We start from the raw sequence: 17,766 nt of genomic DNA on the forward strand, positions 1-17,766 counted from the left end.
ATGCTGCTGAAAAAGTTCGCCGTTTTTCAGGAGTAATGTCACATGGTTTATGATCTGATTGTGGTTGGCAGTGGATCAGTAGGTGCAGCCGCCGGGTACTATGCCACTCAGGCGGGTCTCTCGGTATTGATGATTGATAGTGCCCACCCGCCCCATACTCAGGGTACCCATCACGGTGAAACCCGCTTAATCCGCCACGCCTACGGTGAGGGCGAACGCTATGTTCCGTTGGTGTTGCGTGCGCAAACCTTGTGGGATGAACTGGAACAACGCGGTGGTGAACGCATTATGCACCGTAGTGGCATCCTCAACCTCGCCCCTGTCACTTCCACCTTTATTCAAAACGTCATCGACAGCGCGCGCGTCTGGCAACTTGACGTACAGATTTTGCAGGCAGATGAAGTCCGCAAACGCTGGCCACAATTTTCCGTACCCGATGGTTACATTGGGGTGTTCGAACCCAATTCCGGTTTTCTCAAGTGCGAAGAGGCGGTGCGCAGTTGGGTAAAACTGGCGGAACAGGCGGGCTGCGCGCAGCTATTTAACTGCCCGGTGACAGAAATTGGTCGGGATGGTGATCTGCAACAGGTCACCACCAGTGAAGGCATGTTTCGCGCCCGTAAACTGCTGGTCAGTGCCGGAACCTGGGTGAGCCACTTGGTGAACAATTTGCCGGTCGCCCCGGTGCGAAAAGTGTTTGCCTGGCATCAGGCGGATGGGCGCTACAGTGAAAACAACCAATTCCCTGGTTTTACCGTGGAGATGAGCGACGGCAGTCACTTCTATGGCTTCCCGGCAGACAATAATGCGCTCAAAGTAGGCCGACATGATGGTGGTCAGGTTATGCAGACACCTGCGGATCGCAAGCCGTTCGGCAGTGTCGCCGCCGATGGTAGCGAAGCCTTCAGCTTTTTACGCCAGTTTCTGCCTGGCGTGGGGGTTTGTTTACATGGTGAAGCCTGTAGCTATGACAACACGCCTGACGAGGATTTTATCATTGATACGTTACCGGGCGAGCCAAACCGCTTAATTATCACCGGGCTAAGCGGCCATGGCTTTAAATTCGCCAGCGTACTGGGTGAATTGGCCAGTGAGTTTGCTCAGGACAAGCCTTTTTCGTTCGATATTACCCCCTTCTCACTGACGCGTTTTGCCTGACATCTCATGGCCGCTGCACTACGCCAGCGGCCTGCCTGACACTTCCTGACATAAACCCACAAATATTTAATTACTGGATTAAATGACAGCGCAAAAGGTGTAGTAATTAATTTCAACGCTTTATTCCACCGACTTTCCCGCGTAGTTATTCAATATTTCTGAGCGCTTCGGGCAAATATCACCATAAATACCGAAAGGTTATTTCATAGTTTATAGAAAAGTAAGGGTGATTGATTTTGTATTTCAATATATGGATTCTAATTACCAGTTATTTCCGTACGGGATTTACCGATGATGTGGCGCAATTCCCCACAGCAATTTGGTTTGATATCTATCTTATTACACTGGCTAATGGCGCTCGCCATTTATGGCATGTTTGCGCTCGGATTGTGGATGGTCGGGCTGGGTTACTACGACAGCTGGTATCACAGCGCACCAGAAATTCACAAAAGTATTGGCATCCTGTTATTGATGGCCCTGTTGCTACGTCTGCTGTGGCGTTTCCTGTCCCCTCCTCCGGCACCACTGCACAGCTACTCCCCTGTGGTCCGGTTTGCGGCGATTGCCGCTCACTGGCTGCTGTACAGCCTGCTGCTGGCCATTCTGGTCAGTGGCTATTTGATCTCCACCGCTGACGGTAAACCTGTTTCGTTGTTTGGCTGGTTCGATATCCCCGCGTTGGTTGCCGGGGCAGCAGAACAAGCCGATGTGGCTGGCGATATTCATCTCTGGCTCGCCTGGACGGTGGTGGTGCTTTCGGTACTACACGGGCTTGCCGCGCTGAAACACCACTTTATTGACCGTGATATCACGCTGCAAAGGATGCTGGGTTGCCGCATCCCGTTAACCTCTGAAAAGGAAAAGTGACATGCTTAAAAAGACCCTGCTGATGCTTTCAGGTGCTGGTTTACTGGCCGCCAGTCTGACGGCCAATGCCGCAGATTACAAATTTGATAAACAGGGACAACACGCCTTTGTCCAGTTCCGTATTCAGCATCTCGGCTACAGCTGGCTCTACGGTAGTTTTAAGGATTTCGATGGCGGTTTTACCTTTGATGAAGCGAACCCAGGTGCCGACAAAGTCAATGTCACCATCAATACCGGTAGTCTCGATACCAACCATGCCGAACGTGATAAACACCTGCGCAGTGCTGATTTCCTGAATACGGACAAATTCCCGCAGGCGACCTTTGTCTCCACTGCCGTTAAGAAAGAGGGCAAGGAGTATAAAATCACCGGCAATTTGACCCTCAACGGCGTAACCAAACCGATTACGCTGAATGCGCATTTGATTGGCGAAGGTAAAGATCCCTGGGGAGGCTATCGTGCAGGCTTTGAGGCCAGTGGCGATGTGGTGTTGAAAGAGTTCAACATCAACAAAGATCTGGGACCAGCATCGCAAAAAGCGGAATTGATTATTTCAGTCGAAGGGGTTCGACAGTAAAAAAATGAGGCAGCCTGCATCGTGGCAGGCTGCTGGTTACTTACTTCTTCTCTGGCAACGGAATTGCCATCGTCATGTTGAGCAAACCACGCGATTTATTGAAGACTTTGTTGCCATTTTCACGACCAGCGCGACGTGTGCGCTGCTCTTCCGGCGACAGTTTTGACTCTTCCATGCACAGCGGGCTACAGCAATTGTGAAACTTCTCGGCACAGCTTGGGCACTGAATAAACAGCAAATGACAACCGTCATTGACGCAGTTGGTGTGGGTGTCACAAGGTACGCCACACTGATGACAATTCGACAGCACATCATCGGAAATGCGTTCCCCCATACGTTCATCAAAGACAAAGTTTTTGCCTTTAAAACGTACCGGTAACCCCTGCTCACGCGCCCGGCGGGTGTATTCAATGATGCCGCCTTCGATGTGATAAACATCATCAAAACCGTTATGTTTCATCCAGGCACTGGCTTTCTCGCAACGAATGCCGCCGGTGCAATACATAACAATCTTTTTATCTTTCTGGTCTTTCAGCATGTCGACCGCCATCGGCAGCTGATCGCGGAAAGTATCCGCAGGGACTTCCAGCGCATTATCAAAATGCCCCACTTCGAATTCGTAGTGGTTACGCATATCGACAAACACCGCATTGGGATCATCCAGCATCGCATTGACATCGGCGGCTTTCAGATAGTTACCGACATCGCTGGCATCAAAGCTGTTGTCTTCAATACCGTCTGCGACGATGCGATCGCGTACTTTCAGGCGCAAAACCCAGAATGATTTCCCATCATCATCCAGCGCGATATTCATACGCAGATTATTCAGTGCCGGATCGAAGCCGTAGAGAAAAGCTTTCATGCTTTCATACTGGCTGGCGGGCACACTGATTTGCGCGTTGATGCCTTCATGGGCGACATACACGCGGCCAAATACCTTGAGCTTGGTTAACCCAATGTACAACGCATCGCGGAATGCTTTGGGATCGGCAATCTGGAAATATTTATAAAAAGAGACTGTGGTACGCGGCTCGGTTTCAGCCAGCATGCGTGCCTTCAGCTCTTTATTGGAAACAAGGTTGTGTAACACTGGCATGGTGTTCGTTCCTGTTAGCAATAGGAAAAAATGAGCGCGCACATGATACCTGAAATCACCACAATGCATAGCCTTTGCCGCGAATATCGGCGAGGGTGAGCTGTGCCGCATTTTTGTCCGGTAATTATATTTTAATGCGATAAGGTGAATTCAGACATTAGCAGTGCAGCTATGCTTGATTTCAGTCAGAGAGAAAAAATGGCACAATAGACACAAATAACAGGAACCGGTACCTCTGGTACAAGACGCAGGATACTGACATTTCAATGACTCAACTTCCACAATTTTCCCGTGAACTCCTTCATCCACGCTACTGGTTTACCTGGTTGGGTATTGGGACTCTCTATTTACTGGTGCTATTGCCTTACCCGGTTTTATCCGTCATCGGCTGTGGTCTGGGCCGTATTGCCATGCGTTTTCTGAAGCGTCGCGTCAAAATTGCCCAACGTAATCTGGAGTTATGTTTTCCTGATATGCCAATCAGCGAACGCAATGCGATGGTAAAACACAATTTTGAATCGGTCGGCATGGGGTTGATTGAAACCGGTATGGCCTGGTTCTGGCCGGACTGGCGTATCCGCAAATGGGTAGCCTGTACCGGTCTGGAGCATATTGACTCTTCACTGGCTGCCGGACGCGGTATTTTACTTATCGGGATGCATTTTCTTACCCTGGAGTTGGGCGCCCGTGTTTTTGGCATGAACAATCCCGGCATCGGTGTTTATCGGCCAAACGACAACAAACTGATCGACTGGCTGCAAACCTGGGGACGTATGCGTTCCAATAAAAGCATGCTCGATCGTAAAGACCTTAAGGGCATGATCCGCGCAATGAAAAACAACGACATTATCTGGTATGCACCTGACCATGATTATGGCCCGCGTAGCAGTGTGTTCGCGCCGTTTTTTGCCGTTGAAGATGCCGCTACCACGACCGGGACGCATATGCTGATCCGTCTGGCAAATCCCAGTGTTGTCCCCTTTCTGGCCCGCCGCCTGCCACATGGCCGTGGCTACGAACTAAAAATCATGCCGGATATCCGTGACAAATTTTCACTTGAAAGCGAACTCGACACCGCCATTTGCATGAATAAAGTGGTTGAGGAGAGCGTATTGCTGGCCCCGGAGCAATACATGTGGCTGCATCGTCGTTTCAAAACCCAGCCAGAAGGTCAGCCCTCGCGTTATTAATGTGATGTGGGACACAGGGTGTGTCCCTCTGCATCAAAACTGAAATTTGCCTTAATTCATGACATTATCCGTCAGTTTTTAGTTAAAACTGTACCAGACTTAATTGAAGCTGGCGTATTTTCTCAGACCATATATTTATAGAGCTTTCTCAGAATAAAATCAGACAATGGTGATCATTACTTAAGCCAGTGCTGGTTACGATGCAACATCTTTTTCGCATGTCGTTGATTTACGCCTGAAAGATTAAATAAAATTTATTGATCACAACATGGTTGTATGGACCTGTTTTTTTCCAATTCCAGGCATATTCCTATTTAATATTACTAAATTCTTTGAAATCGCTAATCAATGCAGGAAAATTAACTTAATTTACAAGGAATTATCCTGGTAGCCGCAACGCTTATTCCGTTTCTAAAAAAGATACACCCTCTTTATACCTTTCTGGAATTTGTTAGTGAATTCGATTCCAGTTAGTTTCGTTAATGACAGTTAGTTCAATAACTGTTCAAAAAAATAATAAAGATTACACACAGCAAATATACAGCAGGAACTCATAATATGAATAAAGGCATCTATTATTATGTGACGGTCAGTACCGATCAGGACAATTACCATTTACTGCATCGGAAAGAGTGTAAGCGTCTGCCCGAAAAGGAGGATATGGTCTTTATTGGTACGCTCTATAATTTAAATCAGGCCTTATCGATTGCGCGCATTAATTTTAAAAAGGTGAAACCCTGTATTAAATGTTGCATTCGTTATTCTGCGCCAGTTATCCGCGAATCTGTGCGGCCTGTACTGCATTTTCCACAAAAAATGCACTGACACATTCGGGCGGATGTGGCTCCTCATCCGCCTGAATGTTATTCCCTCCTGCGCCTGGTGATTTTTCGTCTATTCTTCTCTGGAAGCCCTATTCAACAGGCAAGGAGATTGCGATGAGCATGTATAGCACCTTAGTCGAAGCCATCGAGGCGGCGCGTGAAGAGTTTCTCGCTAGTCAACCTGAGTTGGATGAGGACGATGCCGTCGTCAACCAATTCGCCCTGCAAAAATATGTCATGCAGGATGGCGACATCATGTGGCAGGCCGAGTTTTTTGCTGATGAGGATGGACAAGGTGAATGTCTGCCTATTCGCAGCGGCGAAGCAGCTCAGGCCATTTTTGATGATGACTATGACGAAATTGAGCTTCGTCAGGAGTGGCAATCTGAAAATACGCTACATGAATGGGATGAGGGAGAGTTTCAGCTCGAACCGCCGATGGATACTGAAGAAGGTGAAGCCGCAGCAGCCGAATGGGACGACGATAACAGTGATTCTGACCGCTGGGCGTAAAGCTTATTCGTAAGGTCCGTGATGGGCATCCACCGGTAATAGCAGCGTGTCCATCACCAATGACAACGGTAAATCGAGGATGGTAAGCATCCGCCATGCGCCGTCACGCACATCCCACTGCACTCCTGGGTAATATTGATTACCGTGCCCCTGCCCCGGCACGGTACGACTGATAATGCTGCCACATCCGCTCAGTAACAGAATGGCTGCACTTACAACGATGAATTTCATGAAACGATTCACAACAAATTCTCACAATGGCCTGGCGCTATTTTAGCCGTCAGTGTGGGTGAATAACCACACCCGACAGCGTAAAGATTGCGTTAGTCGGAACAGTCTTGCTGTCGTCGCGCCGCGACGTAACAGATAAAAAAAGCCGCTATCGTGTTGCGATAGCGGCTTTTTAACTGGGTCACTGACCCGATATCATGACTGCTGAGGCAGTGCCTGCGGGTTTAGCTTCAGCTTTTGATAGCTCTCAACCCACTCATGATATTTCTCTCCATTCTCCCACAGGCGCGTATGCACGCGCGCCAGCACCACCGGATCGCTAATCAGCTGTAAACGCTGCTCGCGGTTCAGTTTTTCCGGCGAATCGCTCAATGCCTGATCCACACGCCGATCGCGCGAATGATCCAGTATCTTGCTGTGCAGGTGACGTGAAGTCGCCATTGCCGTCGCCAGAGCGTTAAATGCCGGGTTGAACAGCGCATGCATAAAGCCATTCTTCAGCGCACGTTCGCGGTTCAGTTGCAGATAGTTGTCCGTGTCGACCAACTCTTGCGGCGGATCGTACTCTTCCGGGATCAGGAACAGCTTCGCGCGCTTACTCTTCAGACCAATGGTGGCACGGCTCGACATGACAGAGACGAACGGTGACAGAATCAGTGAGAAGACAATCGGCGACAGCCACCACAGGAAGTTCAGATCCAGCACGCCCATGCCGACAGCCCAGACAATCCCGAGCAGCATCTGCGAACCGTGGCGGCGGAAGGCTTCACTCCAGGGCGTCGCATCATCGTCACGCTGCGGTGAATTCCACACCACTTCCCAGCCGAGGAATGCGCTGACCACAAACACGGTATGGAACAGCATACGCACCGGTGCCAGCAGGACCGAAAACAGCATTTCCAGCAGCAACGAGAAGAACAAGCGCACTGCCCCACCGTAAGGTTTTGCGCCTTTGAACCAAATCAGCACCACGCTGAGCAGTTTCGGCAGGAACAGTAACACCAGGGTGGTTGAGAATAGCGCAATCGCCAGGTCGGGACGCCACTGCGGCCACACCGGGAACAACTGACGTGGTTGCAGGAAGTAGGTGGGTTCCATCAGCGTATGAACCACCTGTAGGGCGGTGGAGAGCGCGAGGAACATAAACCACAACGGCGCTGACAGGTATGACATCACGCCCGTCAGGAACACCGCACGGTGTACCGGGTGCATCCCTTTTACCAGGAACAGGCGGAAGTTCATCAGGTTACCGTGACACCAGCGACGGTCACGCTTCAGCTCATCCAGCAGGTTAGGCGGCAACTCCTCGTAGGAACCCGGCAGGTCGTATGCAATCCACACGCCCCATCCGGCACGACGCATCAATGCAGCTTCGACAAAGTCATGCGACAGAATCGAACCGGCAAAGGAGCCTTCGCCCGGCAGCGGTGCCAGCGCACAGTGCTCGATAAACGGCTTCACACGAATGATGGCGTTATGACCCCAATAGTGGGATTCGCCCAACTGCCAGAAGTGCAACCCGGCAGTAAACAGTGGACCGTATACGCGGGTAGCAAATTGCTGACAACGTGCGTACAGCGTATCCATGCCTGACGCTTTCGGTGACGACTGGATAATACCGGCATTCGGGTTGGCTTCCATCATGCGTACCAGACCGGTGAGACACTCACCGCTCATCACGCTGTCGGCGTCCAGTACCACCATGTAGCTGTAGTTGCTACCCCAGCGACGGCAGAAGTCATCAATGTTGCCACTTTTACGTTTCACACGACGACGACGGCGACGATAGAAAATCTTGCCCGCACCACCGACATCGCGCACCAGCTCCATCCAGGCTTTCTGCTCGGCAATCGCGATATCCGCATCGTAGCTGTCACTCAGAATGTAGACGTCAAAGTGTTCTGCGTTCCCGGTGCGTTTGACCGATTCCCAGGTCGCACGTAAGCCCGCGAATACACGTTCCACATCTTCGTTACAAATCGGCATGATCAGTGCAGTACGATGCTCCGGGTTGAGGGCTTCATCCCCCACCGTGGAGTACGAGATGCTGTACTTATCACGACCAATCAGCAGTTGCAGGAAGCCCATCAGCGCGGTCCAGAAACCGGCAGACACCCAACAGAACAGAATGGCGAACAGGAACAGAATGCCGGTTTGCAGAATATACGGCAGGATCAACTCCACCGACTGCAACCAGTTCTGGTTAAACAGTTCCATCGGATCGAGCAGCGTCCAGCCCTGATACGGCAGAATGGTTTTCATGTACCAGGTAGCAACCACGGTCTGAAACAGCGTCAGAATCAGCAGAACATAGCGGCGCATCGAACCAACGTGACGCCACTTATCTTCCGCTTTTTGTTCTTCCGCCGTTTTGTAACGTGGCGTCGATTTATGCCCGCGTAACGAATCCCAGGCACGAGCCAACGGGTTGGTACGCCAGGCTTCCGGGAACATCAGCGAACGCGTAACCTTTGGCATCGCCTTCAGGATAGTACGGCCGAGATAATCTTTACCCAGTTGCTGGCCCTCAGCCAGTGAATCTGGCCAGGCCAACTGCACACGGGACGACACCGATTTTAGCGGCGCATCATCCGGGCGCTCGCTGGCGGCATCATCGTGTCCTAGCGACGCATGAATAGCGTGGAACGCCTGCGCATTCTGTAACGAAACGCTCAGACGCGCGCGACCTGCCGCATCGATCGGCAGGGCTTCCACGTAAGATTGAGGTGTAAAAGTCGAGTTATTCATTGGCAGGTAGCTGATAGCTCCAGGTTTCCGTCAATGTCTTGTCGCCACTAACCAGCGCCGCACGCATCTCGGTCGGCTGCTTGTTATCTTTCACGCGCAAACGCAGCACCAGGCGCCAGCCTTTAGTGACCGGGTTGTAGCGTACGCTCTGCTCCACCACTTCAGCGTTATTACCCACACTGACCTGCGGTGCAACCTGCGTATTTTCCGGCAGTTTGCTCATCGCTCTGCCAACAAAATCGACGGTGAAGGCGATGCTGCCATCCGGCTGACGTACGAGGTTTGATTGCTTCACATCTCCGGCGGAACGCAGGGTATCTTTCACCCAGGCAACGTCATCGGAGTGCAGCAGGTTTTCGTCACGGGTAAAGTGCAGACGATACTGGAAACTCATCTCTTTGCCCGGCTCAGCCAATTTTTCCGGCGTCCAGAACGCCACAATGTTGTCGTTGGTTTCATCAGCCGTCGGGATTTCCACCAGCTCAACCCGGCCTTTGCCCCAATCGCCTAACGGTTCAACCCAGCCACTCGGGCGCAGATCATAACGATCGTCGAGATCCTGATAATGGCTGAAATCACGCCCACGTTGCAGCAAGCCAAAGCCTTTCGGGCTTTCGATGGTAAAGGTGCTGACCGCCAGATGTTTCGGGTTATTCAGCGGACGCCAAATCCACTCCCCGTTACCGGCATGGATAGACAGACCGTTGGAGTCGTGCAGCTCCTGACGGAAGTTGCTGACCGGCGACGGCTGGTTAGCCCCGAACAGGAACATACTGGTTAACGGCGCGACACCCAGTTTACCAACGTTGTCACGCAGATAGACTTTCGCCTGCACATCGACAGTAGATTCTTTACCCGGACGTACGATAAAGCGATAGGCACCCGTGGCACGCGGTGAATCCAGCAACGCATAGATCACCAGTTGCTTGTCCTGCGGTTTTGGCCGCTCGATCCAGAACTCTTTAAAGCGTGGGAACTCTTCGCCTGAAGGTAACGCCGTATCGATGGCCAGACCGCGCGCTGACAGACCATAAACCTGGCCTGCACCAATAACGCGGAAGTAGCTGGCTCCGAGGAAGCTGGTGATTTCGTCGTCTTTACCCTTTTCATTAAGCGGATAAAGTACTTTGAATCCGGCAAAACCCAGGTTTTTCACCGAGTCTGCGTCATGCTTGACGTTGCCGAAGTTGAAATAGTCCGGATTGTACTTGATTTCACGCACCGTACTGGCGGTGACTTCGTTAATTTTCACCGGCGTATCGAAGTACATACCCTGGTGATAGAACTCAAGTCTAAATGGCGTGCGCAGTTTGCCCCAGTAGGCTTTATCGTGGTTAAACTGGATCTGCTGGTAGTCAGCAAATTTCATTTCACGAAACTGAGAGGGTAAATTGCTCTTCGGCGCTTCGAAGCTTTTGCCCGCCATCGCCTGAGCCTGTTTTGCTACATCATCGAGGTTGAACGCCCAGCTATTATTTGCGTACAACGCCAGCAGAACTGCCGCGCCTAACCAGCGCATCTTCTTCAGTCCGGCCATATTTTTTTCTAAAGTCAGCACATCCCCCCCTTTCGCGTGTGCTTAGATCAAACCCGCATATCTTAAAGGATTATTCTTTTTTCCGACAGCGTATGTAACCGATTGTTCCCCTTATTTGTAAGTGGAAAATGCGCTTTTAGGATAATTAGACGATACAGAATCAGCCTATAGTATACCTCGTTTACAGCCGGTAGAATTTTCGTCCGGCATAATCCGGTTTCAGGGCGAAACCGGCCAGGACACAAAACTATTGGATGCTTATGACTGCAGCAAAATCCGAACGCGAATATTTTCTCGATTCGATTCGAGCTTATTTAATGCTATTGGGCGTACCCTTTCACGTCTCCCTGATTTACTCGACACAAAAATGGGCAGTAAATAGCCAGGATGCCTCGATGTGGCTGACGGTGTTTAATGACTTCATTCACGCTTTTCGCATGCAGGTGTTTTTCGTCATTTCCGGCTATTTTTCCTACATGCTATATCTGCGCTATAAGCCACAACGTTGGTTGAAGGTGCGTCTGGAGCGCGTGGGTATCCCGCTGCTAACCGCCGTGCCGCTGATCACCCTGCCGCAGTTTTTTCTGCTAAAAAATCTGACAGACAAAGTCGGAGATTGGGACAGTTTCTCCCTGTATCAAAAGTACAATGCGGTGGTGTGGGATCTGATTTCTCACCTGTGGTTTTTGGTGGTGCTGGTCATTCTCACCAGCCTCGGCATGATCACCTTCCGCTGGCTGCGCTCCCAGCATCGACAGATTGATTACACCCGTGTGGGCTGGGGCAAACTGACGCTGGCATTACTGGCGTGGTCGCTGGCGTGGTGCGTCTTCCGCCGCGCAATCTTTTATTTCCAGCCCGCATGGTTAATGGATGGCCTGTTCAGCACCGCCGTGATGCAAAGCCTGTTCTTCCTGCCCTTCTTTATGTTGGGAGCATTGAGCTGGAAACATCCGCCACTGAAGGCGTTGTTTGTGCGTTTTAATCCGGTGATGTGTTTTGGTGCCATTGCGGTGTTTGTCGCCTACAGCCTCAATCAACGCTTCAGCAGCGGCGATGGCTGGCTGTATGAAATCGACAACGTGATTTCAACCCTGATGGGCTTGTGCATGCTGAACGTCTGTTTCTGCTTCGGACATAAACTGCTGAACAGCCATTCGCCCCGCATCATGTATCTGGTGAATGCCTCGCTGTTTATTTATCTGGTGCACCATCCGCTCACCCTGCTGTACGGCATTTTTATCACCCCGCTGATCAGCAATAACACGCTGGGCTTTTTCCTCGGTCTGCTGATGGTGTTTGGCGTGTCATTTACCCTGTATGAAATCCATCTGCGTATTCCACTGCTGCGCTTTCTGTTCTCCGGCAAACCACAGCGTGCATAACCCACGGGCCAGCTAAGCTGGCCCGCTGCTTTCACAACAACCATTCAATCGGCAAATGCCACACCAGGCGCACCATCAGCCGCTGAAACCAGGTACATTGCGGCTCGTGAATATGCACCACCTCACCGGCCTCACCCGGATATTCCACCCAATTCACCCGGCCCCATCCATCAAGCCGTAACATCCAGGCACGGTCCCGCATCCCCTGAATAAAGCGTTGATGGGTACGCTGCGCCAGGGTGTCGCTCTCAATCACCAGTCCCATTTCGGTGTTAAGCACCGCTGAACGAGGATCGAAATTAAACGATCCAATAAACACTTTACGATTATCCACGGTAAAGGTTTTGGCATGCAGGCTGGAACCGGAGTTCCCGGTTAGCCCGCGATCGTGGGGCGCGTCGCTGGCATTGGCCTGTGGTTTCAGTTCGTATAACGCGATGCCGTGACGGAGCAACTTTTTGCGCCATCGCGCATAACCCGCGTGCACCACGCTGACGTCATTAGCGGCCAGTGAATTAGTCAGAACCGCGATTTTGACCCCACGCCGTTTCAACGCCAGCAGCTGTGCCACACCAGCCCGCGTCGGGACAAAGTAGGCCGAGATAATGTCGAACTGCTGCTGTGGCGTACCAATCACCTCCAGCATTCGCTGTGGCAGCAAAGAGGAACGCTTCGCTTTGCCCAGCCCTTTGCGCGGGTCATCGCTTAACAAGCGCGTCGCAGCCCAGGTCATACTCAGCGTCCCCTCTGCCATCTGACCAACAAATGGGGAGTGATCCAGCCGCGCCAGATAACGCTGTACCGCCTCACTATCTTGCCAGGCTTCCGGCAGTCGCACGGCCTGGTGTTCGCCGCGCACCTCCACCACGCTGCGTAATGGCAACACGGCTTTGCTGCGCCAGTAGCGCTCAAAATCCTGCGCCACTTCCGGTACCACCGGGCCGATGACCATCACGTCGAGATCGGTGAACAACGGCTCATCACCGGTGCCAAAATATTCATCGCCAATATTTCGTCCCCCCACCAGGGTGACGGCACCGTCCACCGTCAGGCTTTTATTATGCATACGGCGATTGAGGCGGGCGAAATCGGTCAGATAGCCCAGCATACGCAAGGTGCGAAACGAGAAAGGATTAAACAATCGCACCGCGATATTGGGATGGCGATCCAGTTCGGCGAGGGTTTCATCGAGGCCGGGCGTGTTGTTGTCATCCAACAGCAGCCGCACCTTAACGCCGCGCTCCGCTGCATCGAGCAGCGCGCTGAACAGCAGGCGGCCTGACATGTCGTTTTGCCAGATATAGTACTGCACATCGATGGTGTTTCGGGCCATGCCCATCAACAGATAACGAGCAGCAAACGCATCCAGCCCATCATTGAGAGGATGGACGCCACTCATCCCCGGATGGCGCGCGCAGCGTGCATCCACAATTTCGTTAAGCCAGTTTCGCTGATGTTCCTCAGAATGGCGTGGTACGGCTTCGCTCATACAGGTTCCCTGCAACACATAATCTTCTTATTGTTGGTGGCAGCGCAGCGCATCGCAATCAGAGGCTTCCGGTTGCAGCGGCTGGCCTGCGCTTAATTTAGTCTAGACTTAGCGGGACGATCTGCATTCGGCGTTCCCCGTGAGGAGAGGAAAAATGGCGCAACACCCCCTTGATCCCCCATCCCCGCGCTATCAGCCCCGGCTGTTTCGCAGTTTTTTTCAGGGTAGTTTTCCCTGTTCGACTTCCCGTCGTGCCGGAGGCCGGCGACTGGATATGGTGATCAGTAGCGGTCATGACATGCTGCTGGAGAAGGATTATGCCGCGCTGGCGCAGGAAGGGTTGCGCACCGCGCGCGATGGCGCACGCTGGTATCTGATTGAGTCCACGCCCGGCGAATATGACTGGCACTCTTTTCTGCCAATGGTGCACGCGGCGGCGCGCCATGATCTGCAAATCATCTGGGAACTGGCGCATTTTGGTTATCCCGACCATCTCGACATCTGGAGTGCCGCCTTTGTCCAGCATTTTGAACGCTTCGCCCGCGCGATGGCGCAGTTGATGCGTGATGAAGGGGTACAGCAACCGTTTTTTACGCCGATCAATCAAATCTCCTTCTGGTCGTGGGCTGGCGCCGATGTCGCCTGGCTCGATCCCTATTCCAGTCAGCGCGGCAAAGAGCTGAAGCGTCAGCTGGTACGCGCATCGCTGGCAGCGATGCATGCCATTCGCGAGATCTATCCGCAGGCGCGTTTTGTGCTGACCGATCCACTGGTACAGGTTGCCACCGACCCCGCGAATCCCGACAGCAAACCCTATGCAGACGCGCAACATCAGGCGCAATTTGAAGCCTGGGATTGGCTGGCCGGACGCGACGCCCCGGAACTGGGCGGCAGCGAAGATTTCCTCGATATCCTTGGACTGAATTACTACCCGGATAATCACTGGTTTTTCCCCGGTGAACCGTTACCGGTAGATCACCCTGCACGATTGCCCTTACATCGTCTGCTGTGGCAATGCTGGCAGCGTTATCAGCGCCCGATGCTGCTGGCCGAGACCGGTGCCGAAGGCGATGCCCGTGCGTCCTGGTTCCATCAGGTGAGTGAAGAGGCAATGTTGGCGCTGGATGAAGGGGTGGCGCTGGAAGGGATTTCGCTTTATCCGGTAGTGGAGTATCCGGCGTGGGCCGATGACCGGCGTTCGCCCGGTGCGTTATTTGGTTTGGGTGATCCCAACGGCAATCGCACGTTGCATGAGGGTTTAGCGCTGGAGTTGCGCAGTCAGCAAATTAAGTGGCAAAAACGTCAGCAAAGTTAAGATTGTTGCGAGTTGGGATGTTTAGGACCGCAGGTTTGTACATCAAGGGATTGATCGGCAGGATGGCGCACATCGGTGAGCCAGGTCATGGTAAACAGGAACACCACACCAATCAGACAGGCAGAAAGCAGGCCTATTATGGCGATCAGTTTGTCATCTCGGGATTCCATCGACATCTCCTTACAGGCTTCCGATACCCGTTGCAGCAAGCCTTAGCTCATCCATAACGTCATCATCAGGACAAAGATTATAAGGGTAACCGAGGTCACTGCAAGTACCACAATGGCAAACTGCGCATCGTCCAGCGGCTGCCGCAGGGGTTCGTCATGATCGTCAGGTGGCGCAGGTGAACTCATGTTAACTCAGCAAAAAATAAAGGGATCGACCGACTGGATTACCGTTCCGAGTGTAATAGAAAGCCAGCAAAATGAAAACGGGGCGCAATCGCGCCCCGCTGATGGGATTAGAAATCGTAGGTGAGTGAGACTTTGACGGTACGTGGCTCCCCTTGCGTCAGGTAAGTGCCACTGTCATCGACGTTCGCCCAATATTTCTCGTTGGTGACATTATCCACTCCAACACGCCATACCATGTCGTTTTGGTTGACCTTCATCCGGTAGCGCAGCCCCAGATCCAACGTGGTGTAATCGTCCATTTTCATGGTATTGGCGAGGTCAGCATACTGTGAACCGGTATAGTTCAGCAGAGCGGTTGCCGTCAGGCCATCAACTGGTTTGATATCATATTCAGCGCCCAGTGCCGCAGTGAAACGGGGTACGCCAATCGCGTTTTTACCATTTTCGTTGCTGTCACCGGTTTTGGTCATATCCGGATCGATCCAGGTTGCACTGCCGTTCAGACGCAGCCCCAGGAGCGGTTCACCAAATACGTTCAGTTCCACACCACGGTTGCGCTGTTCGCCATTCAGTTTGTAGACGCCGTCGTTCAGCACACCGACCGGTTGCTTGATTTCGAACAGCGCCAGCGTGCCACCAATACGCCCGTAGTCAGCTTTCACTCCAACTTCGTTCTGTTTGGCATGCACGATACCCGTCACGCTGCCGTAGTTAGAGGCAGTGAACGGCGCAGCCGTACCCGGCGTGAGTGATTCAGTATGGTTGGCATACAGCGAGATATTGCTGGTCGCTTTGTACAGTAAGCCATATGCCGGTAACCAGCGGCTGCTGTCAAAGCGTGTTCCGGTATCTTCCACACCATCATAACCGTAGTTACGCACCACCACTTTCTGATGGCGTGCCCCTAAAGTCAGCAACAGCGAATCATCAAAGAAGCCCAGCGTATCACTCAGCAGATACCCCTGCGAACGTGAACGATAGGTTGTCAGCGGATCGCTGAATTTAGCGCCCCCCGTAAAGACAGCATCCGGTTCTGCCACATCGTGCGGATTATAGATGTTGATATCCGCATCGTTACCCGAAGACATGCGATAGGTATTTTTCGCATTCGAGGTCATTGCCGAGTAACCGAAGTTCACTTTATGCGTCACAAAACCGGTGGTGAAATCACCGCGGATACCCACGCTGCCGCTCATGGTGTCCTGAATACGGTTAGTATCGAAACGACCGATAGTGGCGTTGCCAGCGGTATCCAACACTTTCGGCGTGCCGTAGTTACCAATTTCGTGCGTATGCTGCGCACCCAGCGCACTATAGACAGTCCATTGATCATTGAGATCGTATTCAGCTTTTGCCAGGCCGAATTCAGATTCGATATCACTGAATATCCAGTTCTGGCTGTAGTTGGTGCTATTAGAAGGTACGTCTGGAATAAAGTCGATACCGCCAATATTGATACCGTTGCGGGCATCATGGAAGGTTTTCTTCTGATAGCCCACATCCAGCGAGGTACGCAGACGATCGCCACGGTAATCAAGACCCAATGAAGCAGCGGTGGTGCGTTTCTTTTCACCGTCAACACCGGTTTCACCTTCACGGTGAACAGCATTCAGGCGCACGCCGAACTGGTTATTATCACCAAAACGACGGCCAATATCTGCGGTAGTGCCTAATTGCGAATCTGAGGTGTAATCCACACCCACGCGCGTCAGTGGTGTGTCTTCAGCATGTTTTGGTTCCAGGTTGATCATGCCACCGACACCCGTCTCGGCAGATCCGTTCAGCAGCGCGTTAGCCCCTTTGAAAATTTCCACCCGGTCAATCAGTGAGGCATCCATCACCTGACGCGGCACGATGCCTGCCAGACCACCGTAAGTCATGGCATCACCATCCAGGCGAAAACCACGAATACGATAGCTTTCAGCAAAGTTGCCGTAGCCCTTCACGTTCTGCACGGTGGCATCGTTACGAATCACATCGGCAATGGTTTTTGCCTGCTGATCCTGAATCGCTTTGGAAGTAAAACCGATCACGTTGAACGGCACATCCATGGCATTTTGTTCGCCCAGCATGCCGAGACGGCCACCGTGCGCCACCTGACCATCCAGGTAAGCGGGAACCAGATCGTTACCGCCAGGTTTGAAATCAGTCTGCGGTGTCGCTGTCACCGTCAGTGTCTGCTGTTCTTTTTTTGCCGCATCTGCGGTGGTGTTGGTGGTAGCAGCCATCACTGGCAAACAACCGGCACTGACCATTACAGCCAGCAGTGTCGGTTTCAGTCCGGGATTGAAAGGCGTAGTGCGCATGGATATCCCCTGATACAAACTTAATTGATAATCATTTTTATTGCGGTTTGCGATTATGCTGAGGACTGCGCCGAATGCAAGAAAAATCCAGGCATTTTCTTAACGAATTCCTGACGGGGCATGACAGAAAATTGATGTTGAGACGTAGCGGCGCGATTTATCGCGCGCCTTTGA

16 protein-coding genes are annotated in these 17,766 nt (G+C 52.1%); 8 read left to right on the top strand and 8 right to left on the bottom strand.

Annotated features, from left to right (window positions below; all coding sequences use genetic code 11):
* The first annotated feature begins 42 nt into the window (after positions 1-42).
* From solA to L579_RS20320, 3 genes are all read left to right on the top strand, one after another.
* Positions 43-1,158, top strand: coding sequence for an N-methyl-L-tryptophan oxidase (gene solA, locus L579_RS20310; RefSeq protein WP_021186035.1), 1,116 nt, complete (start codon positions 43-45; stop codon positions 1,156-1,158).
* Positions 1,159-1,449: 291 nt separating this feature from the next.
* On the top strand, positions 1,450-2,025 hold the full coding sequence (locus L579_RS20315; RefSeq protein ID WP_021186036.1) for a cytochrome b: 576 nt from the start codon (positions 1,450-1,452) through the stop codon (positions 2,023-2,025).
* Position 2,026: 1 nt separating this feature from the next.
* Positions 2,027-2,602: a YceI family protein gene (locus L579_RS20320; protein WP_021186037.1), complete on the top strand. Its 576-nt coding sequence runs from the start codon at positions 2,027-2,029 to the stop codon at positions 2,600-2,602.
* 40 nt (positions 2,603-2,642) lie between these two features.
* Here the strand turns inward: L579_RS20320 and L579_RS20325 are convergent, their stop codons facing one another.
* A complete protein-coding gene (locus L579_RS20325; protein WP_021186038.1) occupies positions 2,643-3,698 on the bottom strand; it encodes an oxygen-dependent tRNA uridine(34) hydroxylase TrhO in 1,056 nt (351 codons plus the stop codon).
* A 266-nt stretch (positions 3,699-3,964) separates the two neighbouring features.
* On the opposite strand from L579_RS20325, the gene L579_RS20330 reads away from it, so the two are divergent.
* The 3 genes from L579_RS20330 (at position 3,965) to L579_RS20340 (ending at position 6,225) form a co-directional block, all read left to right on the top strand.
* Positions 3,965-4,888, top strand: a complete 924-nt coding sequence (locus L579_RS20330; protein WP_021186039.1) for a Kdo(2)-lipid IV(A) acyltransferase — start codon at positions 3,965-3,967, stop codon at positions 4,886-4,888.
* A 558-nt stretch (positions 4,889-5,446) separates the two neighbouring features.
* Positions 5,447-5,713, top strand: coding sequence for a hypothetical protein (locus L579_RS20335; RefSeq protein WP_021186040.1), 267 nt, complete (start codon positions 5,447-5,449; stop codon positions 5,711-5,713).
* A 113-nt stretch (positions 5,714-5,826) separates the two neighbouring features.
* Entirely contained in the window at positions 5,827-6,225 is a 399-nt protein-coding gene (locus L579_RS20340) for a MysB family protein (RefSeq protein WP_021186041.1), read from the top strand.
* Positions 6,226-6,228: 3 nt separating this feature from the next.
* Here the strand turns inward: L579_RS20340 and L579_RS20345 are convergent, their stop codons facing one another.
* From L579_RS20345 to L579_RS20355, 3 genes are all read right to left on the bottom strand, one after another.
* A complete protein-coding gene (locus L579_RS20345; protein ID WP_021186042.1) occupies positions 6,229-6,456 on the bottom strand; it encodes a YceK/YidQ family lipoprotein in 228 nt (75 codons plus the stop codon).
* Positions 6,457-6,651: 195 nt separating this feature from the next.
* The gene (gene mdoH, locus L579_RS20350) at positions 6,652-9,204 is read right to left on the bottom strand and encodes a glucans biosynthesis glucosyltransferase MdoH (protein ID WP_036627692.1); all 2,553 of its coding nucleotides are present in this window, start codon (positions 9,202-9,204) and stop codon (positions 6,652-6,654) included.
* Positions 9,197-10,732 carry a glucan biosynthesis protein G gene (locus L579_RS20355; protein ID WP_200864688.1) on the bottom strand — a complete coding sequence of 512 codons (1,536 nt, stop codon included), beginning with the start codon at positions 10,730-10,732 and terminating at the stop codon, positions 9,197-9,199. Before L579_RS20355 ends, mdoH begins: the two co-directional genes overlap by 8 nt.
* Before the next feature lie 269 nt (positions 10,733-11,001).
* On the opposite strand from L579_RS20355, the gene mdoC reads away from it, so the two are divergent.
* Positions 11,002-12,126, top strand: a complete 1,125-nt coding sequence (mdoC, locus tag L579_RS20360; RefSeq protein WP_036627695.1) for a glucans biosynthesis protein MdoC — start codon at positions 11,002-11,004, stop codon at positions 12,124-12,126.
* Between the two features lie 31 nt (positions 12,127-12,157).
* On the opposite strand, the gene L579_RS20365 is transcribed toward mdoC, so the two are convergent.
* On the bottom strand, positions 12,158-13,615 hold the full coding sequence (locus tag L579_RS20365; protein ID WP_021186044.1) for a phospholipase D family protein: 1,458 nt from the start codon (positions 13,613-13,615) through the stop codon (positions 12,158-12,160).
* Positions 13,616-13,769: 154 nt separating this feature from the next.
* Here L579_RS20365 and L579_RS20370 point away from each other — a divergent pair, with 154 nt between their 5' ends.
* Positions 13,770-14,930 carry a hypothetical protein gene (locus tag L579_RS20370; RefSeq protein WP_036627705.1) on the top strand — a complete coding sequence of 387 codons (1,161 nt, stop codon included), beginning with the start codon at positions 13,770-13,772 and terminating at the stop codon, positions 14,928-14,930.
* On the opposite strand, the gene L579_RS24080 is transcribed toward L579_RS20370, so the two are convergent.
* From L579_RS24080 to L579_RS20375, 3 genes are all read right to left on the bottom strand, one after another.
* The gene (locus L579_RS24080) at positions 14,927-15,100 is read right to left on the bottom strand and encodes a hypothetical protein (protein ID WP_013508613.1); all 174 of its coding nucleotides are present in this window, start codon (positions 15,098-15,100) and stop codon (positions 14,927-14,929) included. The genes L579_RS20370 and L579_RS24080 overlap by 4 nt on opposite strands.
* A gap of 42 nt (positions 15,101-15,142) precedes the next feature.
* Positions 15,143-15,286 (bottom strand): hypothetical protein, encoded by a 144-nt coding sequence (locus L579_RS24085; protein ID WP_013508612.1) that lies wholly within the window; start codon positions 15,284-15,286, stop codon positions 15,143-15,145.
* 107 nt (positions 15,287-15,393) lie between these two features.
* The gene (locus tag L579_RS20375) at positions 15,394-17,592 is read right to left on the bottom strand and encodes a TonB-dependent receptor (protein WP_021186047.1); all 2,199 of its coding nucleotides are present in this window, start codon (positions 17,590-17,592) and stop codon (positions 15,394-15,396) included.
* Positions 17,593-17,766: the final 174 nt, after the last annotated feature.

This window comes from Pantoea sp. AS-PWVM4, from assembly GCF_000468095.1.
Lineage (GTDB): Bacteria > Pseudomonadota > Gammaproteobacteria > Enterobacterales > Enterobacteriaceae > Pantoea > Pantoea phytobeneficialis.